10 protein-coding genes are annotated in these 10,523 nt (G+C 42.0%); 3 read left to right on the top strand and 7 right to left on the bottom strand.

Features of this window, described 5'->3' with window-relative positions; translation table 11 throughout:
* The 3 genes from Q0541_RS30830 to Q0541_RS30820 form a co-directional block, all read right to left on the bottom strand.
* Positions 1–2,823, bottom strand: a 2,823-nt coding sequence (locus Q0541_RS30830) for an NACHT domain-containing protein (protein ID WP_298920117.1), incomplete at its 3' end; no start/stop codon positions are given.
* The gene (locus Q0541_RS30825) at positions 2,820–3,203 is read right to left on the bottom strand and encodes a toll/interleukin-1 receptor domain-containing protein (protein WP_298920113.1); all 384 of its coding nucleotides are present in this window, start codon (positions 3,201–3,203) and stop codon (positions 2,820–2,822) included. The genes Q0541_RS30830 and Q0541_RS30825, both read right to left, overlap by 4 nt.
* A gap of 319 nt (positions 3,204–3,522) precedes the next feature.
* Entirely contained in the window at positions 3,523–3,771 is a 249-nt protein-coding gene (locus Q0541_RS30820; RefSeq protein WP_298920111.1) for a helix-turn-helix transcriptional regulator, read from the bottom strand.
* 380 nt (positions 3,772–4,151) lie between these two features.
* Here Q0541_RS30820 and Q0541_RS30815 point away from each other — a divergent pair, with 380 nt between their 5' ends.
* Together Q0541_RS30815 and Q0541_RS30810 are read left to right on the top strand one after the other, a co-directional pair.
* Positions 4,152–4,685: a universal stress protein gene (locus Q0541_RS30815; RefSeq protein WP_298920120.1), complete on the top strand. Its 534-nt coding sequence runs from the start codon at positions 4,152–4,154 to the stop codon at positions 4,683–4,685.
* 235 nt (positions 4,686–4,920) lie between these two features.
* The gene (locus tag Q0541_RS30810; RefSeq protein WP_298920109.1) at positions 4,921–5,286 is read left to right on the top strand and encodes a DOPA 4,5-dioxygenase family protein; all 366 of its coding nucleotides are present in this window, start codon (positions 4,921–4,923) and stop codon (positions 5,284–5,286) included.
* A gap of 194 nt (positions 5,287–5,480) precedes the next feature.
* Here the strand turns inward: Q0541_RS30810 and Q0541_RS30805 are convergent, their stop codons facing one another.
* The 4 genes from Q0541_RS30805 to Q0541_RS30790 form a co-directional block, all read right to left on the bottom strand.
* On the bottom strand, positions 5,481–5,786 hold the full coding sequence (locus tag Q0541_RS30805) for a hypothetical protein (protein ID WP_298920107.1): 306 nt from the start codon (positions 5,784–5,786) through the stop codon (positions 5,481–5,483).
* A gap of 526 nt (positions 5,787–6,312) precedes the next feature.
* Entirely contained in the window at positions 6,313–6,909 is a 597-nt protein-coding gene (gene coaE, locus Q0541_RS30800) for a dephospho-CoA kinase (protein WP_298920104.1), read from the bottom strand.
* Between the two features lie 13 nt (positions 6,910–6,922).
* The gene (gene cobA, locus Q0541_RS30795; protein WP_298920102.1) at positions 6,923–8,563 is read right to left on the bottom strand and encodes a uroporphyrinogen-III C-methyltransferase; all 1,641 of its coding nucleotides are present in this window, start codon (positions 8,561–8,563) and stop codon (positions 6,923–6,925) included.
* A gap of 440 nt (positions 8,564–9,003) precedes the next feature.
* Positions 9,004–9,894 (bottom strand): alpha/beta hydrolase, encoded by an 891-nt coding sequence (locus Q0541_RS30790; protein ID WP_298920100.1) that lies wholly within the window; start codon positions 9,892–9,894, stop codon positions 9,004–9,006.
* Between the two features lie 334 nt (positions 9,895–10,228).
* Between Q0541_RS30790 and Q0541_RS30785 the strand changes: the two genes are divergently transcribed.
* Positions 10,229–10,504, top strand: a complete 276-nt coding sequence (locus Q0541_RS30785) for a DMT family transporter (protein WP_298920098.1) — start codon at positions 10,229–10,231, stop codon at positions 10,502–10,504.
* The last annotated feature ends 19 nt before the right edge of the window (positions 10,505–10,523 follow it).

The raw sequence follows: 10,523 nt of genomic DNA, 5'->3' as shown, positions 1-10,523 counted from the left end.
TGCATCTTTAATCTCTCCTAGTGCCCTTGCTACTGCTTGCTGCACATCGCTATCGGCATCATTAAGCTTGGCAATCAGGGGTTCAACTGCCTGCTTTTCACGCTCGTTACCTAGAATTTCCGATATTAGAGCCAATGCTTGTGTATCAGATGTTGGATTACTGATAAAAGAGATTAACTGCTCTTTTTCTTTTATTGATGGTTGCCAAAGTTTCATACTAGGATGAAAATTAACATTCAACAATCGCAGTACTCCGGCTCCGGCATGGGAAGTGGGAGAACTGCCCGTAAGCATTTCTAGCAACGCATCTACCATTCCAGACACATCATCCATTGCACGCACATCATCAAAAAAGTGCTGATGAAGCTGACGAATTTGTGAAAATATAATTTTCTTCCAAAGTATTTGCTCAATGATGAGGGCTGTCTCTATAGATTCTTCTTGTCTTAATTTAAGACGAGATGCCTGTTCCACATAATATTTTTCGATAATTTCCGGCTCGGTTGACATAGATGCTGTAGCAATCATTCCTAAAAGACCCCCACAACCACCGCGAACTTTTGCTTCTCTTTGTTGAAATTCTTGAAGAAGGATGGAAGAGAGTATCTTTGCCCACTGAGATTCAGCCAATTCTCTAGCAGCAGTATCTACACTAGTTTGCAAAAATGGTGCATTACCGTCATACTCACCAATATTCTTAACAAGCTCTAGCAATATTTCCATTGCTATTTGCTCACTGACATTAGGCTCATCAGCTAAACACAGAGCAGCCAGCACTGCACGGGGACGAGCCGTAATCTGAGCATCTTCTGTTTCAAGTGGTTTGAGGATAGCTCGCAAAACATTGTCTACATCATCATCATTGCAGGAGGCTACACAAAGACGTAGTGCCTCTCGCCAGTTTTCAGTTACCACTACTTCTTGCTGACTGCCAAGGCGAACAGGATGATCAGATTGCACTTCATTAATTTGAGCAGCAAGTGGGGCTACATAGTCAGCAAGGTTGAGAGAGCGATCGCGGTTAGGGAAATGACCTTGCACAAGTGCCAATCCTGCCAAGTATTCTTGAAATGTCAGGTGACGAAATTCAAATACAGGAATGTCTCTGCCATTATGGGGAATAACACCCGCTTCTACTAAAATACCTGTGCGACGCTCCAACAAACTCAGAAATTCTTTAGGTGTGTGTTTTTTTACGTCATGAAGATTCGGATACTCTTCTCGAAACTTTTCAAATAATTCTATCACTTCATCTTTCCGAAGCTGCTGTACTCCTCTATGACACATGGCATAGGCAATATACTCTAACTGCGGTAATGCTTCATCATCATCAATCGGTTTGTCTACTTCAGAGCGCCAATTCAGTAGTACATCTACTGCTTGTGCGTATAACTTATGTCGGCGAGTCGGCAGTTTACCAACTTTACGCTTAACCAATGCCATTGTAGTCAGCAGCATTGGATTCCCAGTGAGACGCTCAATGCGTTCAGCACTGTGAATGTCTTGAATCAATTCTGTTTTTGCCTTTTCTTTTCGCTCTGGTAATTCGGTAATATCACACCAGCGACTAGCAAAATCATCTTTATCTTCTTTTATCAGTTCGGCTACTGTAACATGCTCAAACTGCCGCCCTATGCGGTAATTCATTTCCCGATAGCCAACAATGCGGGAGGTAACGATTATGGGAGCTTGTTTGTATGCGTCACAAATTTTTTCAATCTGTTCGCAGAATTTAGCTCGTAAAAGAGAATCTGTGATCTCATCCAAGCCGTCTATAAGTAACAGTGCTGTACCTTGTAAAAGTTTTTGTCTTAAAATGCCACGCAGAGCAATGCATTCAGACTCGCTCATCTCGGACTTACGCAAGGTGTAATGCAGAATATCGTCTAGTGAACCACTAAGGCTGACATCTTTCAAATCTCGACAACGGATAATAATTGGTAGCCAATCCTCATCAGGAAGTGTAGATACATCAGGCAAATCCTTCCAGTCTGGATCTTGTTTGAGCCGCAGCAAGTAGGCTGTGGTAATCCAACGAATCATAGTAGTCTTTCCCGCCCCTGGATCTCCTAGCACAACTAATCTTTTAGCCTTAGCCAGTCGTTCTCCAACGGGAACCCGCTTACCTCTATCTTCCCTTTCATCTTTTTCTTGACTACTCCAGCCTGCTCTCCTACGCTGCATCGCAATGCGGCGCTTTTCAATTGCCGCTAATTCTACTTCATCAACTTCAGCTTTGAAGACAATTTCTACTTGAACGCGGAGTGCTACGTAAAGCCGACGTAGTAAAAGTTTCTGGGTGGCAATATGGCGATCGGACTCCGGTAAGTTAGCCAAGTCGATAATGTCGCAGGACTCCAAAGCCAGTTCTCGGTAACGCTGCTCTGCGTCATTTCCCCCCTTAACATAATCGGCAGGTGCTTGCAAAGGATAATATTTTTTCAGAGCAGTAACTAAATCCTGTTGTGCTTTTGTAGGATCTTGCCAATATTGAGCAATGCATTCATCAAATGCCAGTGTCTCTACGTCAGCTTCTTCATCCATTTGTACGCAAAAGACTCGCACTCGATAGTTGCTTCTTGCAGCGTTAACAATCTGACGTGCCCATTTGGTTCCCAATGCTTTGATAGTTCCACAAAGTACCACCGGACTACCACTACTCAAAGCTTTTGAAGCTTCTTCAACGAAAGATTCTCCTACCATTACCGTTCCTCGATGCGCTACTTCATAGCCCGCTTCTCGAATGGGTTCTGCTAATTTTTCGGCAAACTCCTCTTCTCCTTTTGCATGGGCTATAAGAACCTGCTGAAGTATTTCTTTCATTTGATAGCTCTTAGCAAATCAGATACACCTTTAGACCAGTCTTTAATTAAGTCAGCATACTTGATATCAGCCAAAATGGCAGGGGGTTTGCCTCCTGTCAGCAAAACGGGTAAAAGTTTAACACCGTGTCCACTCAGTTGCTGCGCTAAAACCGACATCCATTCACGATTTACCCACGGCGACATACCAGACGAAGAGTAACACAATACTAAATAACTTAGCCCTTCCAGCCCTTCATTAATGCGCTCAACAATGGAATCACCAACATCGATTTTCCATTCAGCAAACCAAACTTGATGCCCAGCACTAGCTACTTCTAAAGCTAGTTTTTCCGCTGGCTCAGTATCAATTTGTCGATAGCTTATAAAAACGTTAGTCATAACATAAATAAGTTAACATTTAATCTATACTTGAATTTCAGTATACTTGGTTAATTTAAAAACTTATATCTAGTCAAATAAATAAAAGTATAAAACAGTGAATACCTATGAGAAATCTTCGAGTTCAATAAAGTTTAAATCAAAGTGCGACGCTGGATAGCCCGTCGTAGACATCGCTATGTAGATTTTGAGCAAACAATATTCTCAATTAGAACTGTTCCTCGTCCTTTTCTGAATCTCCTGCTTCTGAACCAGGCAAAGTGATGAAAATTTTAACCCTGAATGTTCCAACAGACTGATAATTGTATCTGCAATTGTGTTACATCTCCATTTGGGATTTCAGCAGTTCTTCGATAAAAGCCAGCGGATCTATTTGTAGGACTTGGGCAACTTGTAAAAATTCAATCAAGTCAAGCCGACGCTCTCCACGTTCATACTTTGATACATAGGATTGCGGAAGCCCTAGCTTTGCCGACAACTCTGCTTGAGTGAGCTTGGCAGCTTTGCGGGCCTCGATAAGTAGCTGGCGAAACCGATTGTACTCTTCGCTGAAAACTGATTTAGGCACTTTAGCTTGCCTTTTTTCTGGCGATGGTTTATTCGATCTCGATGAGAGTTAGTATATATTGCTGAACTCTGTTAAATTCTAAAACCTAATATGGGATAAACCCAAAATAGGTTTTTGGCTGAAGGGAATTTAGGGTGAGGGTTCAAAGATGTTTCTTCCAAAACGGGATGCTCCCTAATAATCAAAGATAAATCTTTACTTTTTTCACAAGTTCCTCAAATTGTTTTGCTGTATATATAAATATGGGGCAAAAACCTTTAAGAAATTTAAAATTCAAAAGTTGCCAAACATAGTTGAGGTATTGGTCATTTTTGACAATCCAGCATCTGGAAACCCGAAACCGTAAAGACAAATTACTAATGAAATCGGAGGTCTACATGATGTTTAAAAAGATTCTAGTTGCATTAGATCGCTCGGAAATAAGGCAACAAGTTTTTGAGAAGGCGTTGGGTTTAGCAAAGTTAACACAAGCTAGCTTAATGCTACTGCATGTCCTATCTCCCGAAGAAGAGGGTAGTCCTTATGGGCCTATGCTGTCTAATTTGGACTACTATCCGGGATTGAGCAGTCAAAACTTTGAGTTATACCAACAGCAGTGGGATACCTTTAAAGATCAAGGAATCCAGATGCTGCAATCTTTCTCTGCCGAAGCTAACACAGCAGGTGTAACTACGGAATTTACACAAAATATTGGTAATCCTGGTCGCATCATCTGTGATTTAGCCCATAGTTATGGTGCTGACCTAATTGTCATGGGGCGTCGGGGTCGTTCTGGGCTGATGGAACTATTTCTCGGTAGTGTGAGTAACTATGTTCTTCATCATGCTTCTTGTTCAGTGCATGTTGTGCATCTTTCAGCTACTCCGATAACAGATGAAATTATAAAAAAAACTTCAAGCAACTTTCAGGGTTAACTAACTACTAACATTGCATAAATCTTAGCGAACCAAATTTTGAATTTGGTTTATTCTCGCCTACCTCTTACCTGAATCGATGACCTCTGTAGAGTCAATCTCCACAAATGCGCCTTAACTGCACGGTATTAGGCTAAAATTGAGCGTAGGCGTAGCCCGTCGTAGACATCGCTTTTTCAGTGAGAAAGAAAAAGTCCGCTACCCAAAATTAGAGTTGAGAGCGAAAAGTGGATCTATGAAAGAAGATACTATCGAGATCACTGGTTTTCATGCTCATGTTTACTTCGATACCGCGAGTCGCGATGTAGCTGCGCGTGTACGTGAAGGATTGGGCGCTAGGTTTGATGTGCAACTCGGACGCTGGTTTGACAAGCCCATTGGGCCTCACCCAAAAGGAATGTATCAAGTTGCTTTCTTACCGAATCAGTTTGATAAAGTAGTTCCTTGGTTAATGCTCAACCGTGAGGGATTGGATATTCTCGTCCACCCTGACACAGGCGATGCTGTCGCAGACCACGCGGTTCATTCCCTATGGTTAGGAGAAAAGCTAGACTTGAATATTAAGTTTCTTCAACAGCTTAGTTCGACTTTATCCAATTAAGGGAAGTAGCCCAATTTATGGTGTAAAAGTTCTAGTCTGGGGCGGGAAACTTTTTCTATTGTGACTAATTCTGGTGAAATTGAGAAAGTTCAATATCTTGAGAAATAAAGGTTTAAGCCTATGCTTAGACGCTTTTAGCAGCTTGCCGCAGGCATCGCAAGAATGCAATTGAAACAACTGGTTTACTTTAACATTTACTCAACCAGTACTTGCTTGAGTAAAGCTATCCACATATCAGATGGCTCAGAGTAGTAATCAATTTCTTCAACTTGATATTGATAAGATTCACAACCTTGTTGTAAAACAATGTGATCGCGCAGTTTAACACCTTTCCCGATTCCAGTCATGTACCCGATCATTCCTTCATTGAGGCGCTCAAATACGTAGTCGCTTCCCCAAGCTTGTTGGCTATAATCGTGTATTTTATTCTTCTTTTTTAATTCGTTTGCTGGAAAGCTAACTAGGGTTAACTTACTTAAAAAACTAAAACTTAAGTTCATACCTGTTGTGAGCAAAGATATAAGTTAGTTATCCCAAAGAATAAATCTATAACAAAAAGTTCTGGACTCTAAGTGAATCTAAATCTCTTTCAATCACCAATCCAGAATTGAACAGGTGGACAATCTAGTTAGTAATTAACCACATTGACAGCTAGTAAAGGCAATTTATCGCCCAATGTCTAATTAAGCAGTTCGTTGAGAAGATAATTAATAATAATTTTAAAACTAAGATCAATGATTTTAAATTATTTTTTCTTAAATCTTAATTTTTAGTTATTAATGTTTAAATTAATGTTTGAATTAATGTTTGAATTAATGTTTGATTTTACTCCATGATATCTTTTGCCCAACAACTATTTAAATTTACAGTACCATCAATTGCAGCTTCAACTGTAAAATCACCGAATTATTGGACAATAATAGGTCAGATATGACATTCTTTTATTTAACTAGATAATCCGAAAATTTATAAAGCTTTTATGTCTTGAGAATGTCATCTATGTATCTTTTTTCAGATAAATAGCATTTAGTCCTTACTAGTGATTTTTAAGGCTACATCTACCTGCTCTAGTAATACTTCTAGGGTGGAGGAGTTATCTAAAACGACATCTGCATGAGTCACTTTTTCTTCGATAGATAATTGGCTGTTGATCCTGGCTCGTGCCTGTTCTCTATTTAAATGGTTTCGTTGTATTAATCTTTGTAATTGTTGCTCTTGAGAACAATGCACTACCCAGATTTCTCTAACTAAATCAGTCATTCCCGCTTCAAATAATAGAGGCACTACTAACACCAGTATTTGTGAGGAAGATTGGGCAATTGCTTTGAGGAAGCGATCGCGCACATCTGGATGAATCAAATTCTCTACCCAGTTGCGTTCATCTTGACGATTAAAGATAATTTCACCTAGCTTTTGGCGGTTGAGGCTGCCATCTGCTAGTAAAATTTGTTCGCCGTAACGTTGAGCGATCGCACCAAGAATAGACGAACCTAAAGACACTGCCTCTTTAGCATAAATATCTGCATCCAAAATCGGCAGGTTATAAGCGCTAGCTAAATAATTGGTGACAGTGGTTTTGCCTGTGGCAATACCTCCGGTTAAGCCGATTATACGTTTAGACATTGGTCATTTAATACTAAGAATTTGTCGCCCATGTTATTATTGCTTGCGTTAAACCATCTAAAGTATATTCTTCAGCTTCTATATCCACGCGTCCGAATAAAACATGACAAGTTTTGGAGGTTTGAGGCCCGATAGAGGCAATAGAAACTCCTTCTAAGAATTGACTAATATCAAAGTTGCTGGAAAATATGTTGTTAGTAAGTTGACAGAAAAATTGTACAGTTTTAGAACTGGCAAAGGTAATCACATCTACCTTGCGGTTTTGGAGAGCTAACTCTGCTTCAGGTGGAATACCACTAGGACAACAAGATTGATATGCAGCAACTTCTATCACCTTTGCTCCCTTGAGAGTTAATTCCTTAACCAAAACTTCTCTGCCGCCGCTTTCAACTCTGGGAAATAAAACCTTTTTACCATCCAGTTTCTCTGGGAAACTTTCCACTAAAGAATCGGCAATAAAGTTGGGGGGAATAAAATCTGGTTGAAGAGAGTGTTGTTTGAGACTATGGGCTGTTTTCTCGCCAACAACGGCAATTTTGACGCCTGCTAAGGCACGGGTATCTTTACCTTGGGCGATTAGCCTTGCAAAAAAGTAGTCTATGCCATTGGTAGAAGTGAGAATTAACCAGTCGAAGTCAGATAAATGAGCGATCGCATCATCCAAAGCTTCCCAACTAGAGGGCGGGCCGATTTCTAAGGTAGGCATTTCAATCACTGTTGCACCTGATGCGATGAGGCGATCGCTAAATTGGCTCGACTGTCCTACTGAACGTGTCACCAGAATTGTTTTGCCAGTCAGGGGAAGAGGAGATGAGGGGGGGAAGTTACTTAACATAGGTTGGGGTGTGGGAGTACTCTCGTTCCCAGGCAGAAGTTGGGAATGCGTTTCTCCAGGCTCCTGCCTGATAATTTCGTCTAAATATATATTCTCAGGTTGTAAGTACTTGCGTAGCCCAACAACTTCGCCAATAACAATTACTGCCGGGGAAAGGGATAATTCGCTGGTTTGTTCCAGAATATTGCCCAGTTGCGCTGTCCAAATTTGTTGACGAGGAGTTCCTGCCCAACGGATGATGGCAATGGGTGTTAAGTGCGATCGCCCGTGTCGCACTAGTTGATGGACAATCTCTGGCAGATGTTGCCCTCCCATCAAAATTACCAGTGTCTCTAAGCGTGAGAGTGCTTCCCAGTCTAAAACCTCTGGTTCATGAGCTGTAAGCACTGCAAAAGTGCGACTCAACACCGGATCTGTGAGGGGAATTCCTGCTAACAAAGGTGCTGCAAGGGCTGAGGAAATTCCTGGTACTAGTTCAAAATCACAACCAGATGCTTTCAACGCTTCAATTTCGGAAGTACAACGCCCAAAAATCAACGGATCGCCTGATTTGAGCCGGACAACTTGTTTTCCTTGCTGGCAATGCTTTACCAGTAACTTGTTAATCTGTGCTTGGGTTGTACTGGGTTTACCACCGCGTTTGCCGACATCCAACTTCAAGCAATCAGGTGGTACGCACTGCAATAATTGAGCATCTACTAAGGCATCGTAGACTAAAACCTGAGTAGCAGCTAAGAGATTGTAAGCTTTTACCGTCAGGTATGCCACATCTCCAGGCCCAGCACCTACGAGGTAAACTTTGCCCCTTTCTTGAGTCATAGTCATTTGTCATTTGTGATTGGGCACTTGTACTGAGCGGCGTGGAAATATGGGGGCAGAAGAGATATGTTTTAGAATACAACTTGGTGTGACGATATAGTTTAATGAGTCTTTGATACTCATTAATCAGGCTTAGAACTCCGTTAAGAGTATTCCAAAAAGAAACCAATAAAGTTTTTTCTCAACCGCGATGCCTATCAAGAACTTCGCACTGTGCTTGAGTCTCAAACCCTTAAATACTGATTAGATAGTCAGGGATCGCTAATAGGTTTTTTGTTATCCGATTAAGTTCGCGTTTAATATATCGCAAACTTTAGCCGGATTTCTACATCTTGTGAAAAGTTAGAGGTTCGACTTGTCGAACCTCTGCGTCCAGATACCATATCTCATTTCAATAGTCCTTTCGGATCACGGTTATTAGGTTCAAAATGTTTCAGTGTTCATGGCTTTTCCTCTCCAAAGAAGGAAAGAATTTGCTCTACCAGATAGTCAGGGCGCTCTTCAGGGATGTAGTGACCACAATCTGTTACCACGCTACCACAAACGTCAGAGGCTGCCGCCTGCATCGTGTGGAGCATCTTGATGTTTGTAGCTTTTTCTCCACCCAATGCCAGAACAGGCATCTTCAGCTTTGTCTTCATATACTCCTTGTTCTGAGTTATATCGTCGAAGGCTGCACGGTAGTACTCAAACCCAGACCGCATGGCTCCAGGGGCGGAATAGCAGCGGACGTATTCATCGATATCAGTCTCGCTAATTGACTCCGGGTTCGCCGACTTCGTTCGGAAGAACCAAGAGATATATAGCCGTTCCCGTCCCGCTGTCAGTTCCTCCGGCAGGTCAGGAAGAGCATGAAAAAAGAACTGCCATGTTTTCGACTCACGCGACAATTCAAACGCTTGCTCCGGAGTGACGCCAGGGATAGCGGCGTCTAGGACTACCAAGCGGCGCACGCTATGTGGGTAAGCGGCGGCATAGGCATAAGCGACCCACGAGCCAAGATCATGCCCGACTAGGAAGATGCGCTTCAAGCCGAGTTCGCCGACTAACGAGTAGATGTCAGCAGCGACAGTTCGTGTGTCGTAGCCGGACTTTGGCTTGTCAGAATCGCCCAAGCCACGCATATCCAGAGCAATGACGGTGTAATGCTGTGCTAAAGTAGGCATAACTTTGCGCCATGCGTACCACGTTTGGGGCCAACCAGGCAACAGTATGATCGGTTCGCCTTGGCCCCCTGTGACATAGTGCAGACGGATACCGTTTATGTTTGCAGTATGATGAGTAAATGTCTTGGAAAAACTCGTTGCATCGAAACTTGCGGTATTGTTCATTTGTATTTTCTCTCGTTGTGTTTGCCTTCTAGATTATGGAACCTTGTGAGATTTGACTTTGTTAGCAAATCATGTAGACCACAATTTCTAGGGTGAGACGCTAGACATTTTAAGGGTTTTGGAATAGTGATTACAATTCGCCAATAGAGTCATATGTTTGGCGAACCATCTTCCCTAAAATCGATGGCAATGCCACTGCCGCTTGCCAGGGAGCAACGCGATCTATTCTTTCACAGCGATCGCTCACGAGCAAGCTAAAATTGATTGGCAGGATTAGTGCAAGTCAATGCTGTTAACGCTGGGTTGAATCAACCAGGTATGAGGAATTAAGACGATGCAGTTGCTGTTTTTAATATTTGCGTTGCTTGCAGGGACGCTGCTGCCTACTCAAGCTGGAATTAATGCTCAATTAGCTAAACAGCTTGGACATCCACTACTTGCAGCGACAGTATCCTTTTCATTAGGAACAGTGGCATTGTTACTGTTTACTGTCATGTCACATCTCTCATTACCTGCCTTGGGACGATTAATTCAGATTCCCTGGTATTTATGGTTAGGAGGACTCCTTGGTGTGATTTACAGCGTATTGCAGGTTTATGAGGTACAGTAACAACAGTTTGTAAACCAGT

The organism is uncultured Nostoc sp., assembly GCF_937863485.1.
In the GTDB taxonomy this organism is placed as follows: domain Bacteria; phylum Cyanobacteriota; class Cyanobacteriia; order Cyanobacteriales; family Nostocaceae; genus Nostoc.
This window is presented reverse-complemented; position numbering and strand designations above follow the sequence as displayed.